Source organism: Acidiphilium sp. PM, assembly GCF_000219295.1.
Taxonomy (GTDB): domain Bacteria; phylum Pseudomonadota; class Alphaproteobacteria; order Acetobacterales; family Acetobacteraceae; genus Acidiphilium; species Acidiphilium multivorum.
Map to the genome: position 1 here is coordinate 1 of NZ_AFPR01000497.1, position 1454 is coordinate 1454.

The following is a 1454-nucleotide window of genomic DNA, read 5'->3' on the forward strand; positions in this document are numbered from 1 at the left end:
GGTCAGGAGCCTCCCGACGAGGGCAACATCCTCATCGATCGCGGCATCAGCATTGGCTTGTTCAGCCAGGATGTTGGCGAGATGGCGGGCCGCAGCGCCGTGGCCGAGGTGATCGCAGGTGCCGGGCCAGTGAGCGAGGTGGGCGAGGAGCTGGCAAAGCTGGAAGCCGCTCTGGCCGATCCCGACAAGGCTGACCAGTTGGACGCCATCCTGGAACGCTATGGCGAGGTCCAGGCGCGCTTCGAGGAGCTGGGCGGCTACGCGCTGGAGGGCAAGGCGCGCGAGGTGCTCGACGGCCTCGGCTTCAGCCAGGAGATGATGGACGGCGACGTGGGCCTGCTCTCTGGCGGCTGGAAGATGCGCGTGGCACTCGCGCGAATTCTGCTCATGCGCCCGGACGTGATGCTGCTGGACGAGCCGAGCAACCATCTGGACCTGGAGAGCCTCATCTGGCTTGAGCAATTCCTCGCCGGTTACGACGGCGCGCTGATGATGACATCGCACGACCGCGAATTCATGAACCGCATCATCAACAAGGTCATCGAGATCGACGGTGGCAATCTCACCAGCTTCTCCGGCGACTATGAGTTCTACGCCCGCCAGAGCGCCCTGAATGAGAGGCACCAGCAGGCGCAGTTCGAGCGCCAGCAGGCGACGCTCGCCAAGGAGATCGCGTTCATCGAGCGTTTCAAGGCCCGTGCCTCGCACGCCGCGCAAGTGCAGAGCCGAGTGAAGAAACTGGACAAGATCGACCGCGTGGAGCCACCCAAGCGGCGCCAGGCCATCGCCTTCGAGTTCCGCCCAGCCCCGCGCTCGGGTGATGACGTAGCCAAACTGCGTGGCGTCTCCAAGCGCTATGGCAGCAAGGTGATCTATGACGGGCTCGAATTGCTGATCCGCCGCAAGGAGCGCTGCTGCGTGCTCGGCGTGAATGGTGCGGGCAAATCCACGCTGCTGAAGCTGGTAACCGGCAACACTTCACCCGATACCGGCACGGTGACGCTGGGGGGCAGCGTGAAGATGGGTTACTTCGCCCAGCACGCCATGGACCAGCTGGACGGCGACGCCACAATCTTCGCAACACTCGACGCTGCCTTCCCGCATGCGGGCCAGGGTAGCCTGCGTACGCTCGCCGGGGCGTTCGGGTTCTCAGGTGACGAGGTGGAAAAGCGCTGCCGCCAGCTCTCGGGTGGGGAGAAGGCGCGGCTCGTCATGGCCCTGATGCTCTACGATCCGCCAAATTTCCTGGTCCTTGACGAGCCGACCAACCATCTCGACCTCGCGACGAAAGAGATGCTTATCACCGCGCTCTCGAACTACGAGGGCACCATGTTGTTCGTCTCGCATGATCGCCACTTCCTCGCCAGGCTCTCGAACCGGGTATTGGAGCTCACCCAGGAAGGCATCCATGACTATGACGGCGGATATACCGAATACGTGGCCCGCACGGGCCA

General features: G+C 63.7%; 1 protein-coding gene. It reads left to right on the plus strand.

All coding sequences use genetic code 11. From position 1 onward, the window contains the following. On the plus strand, positions 1–1454 hold a 1454-nt coding region (locus tag APM_RS15700), incomplete at both ends, for an ABC-F family ATP-binding cassette domain-containing protein (protein WP_007424368.1).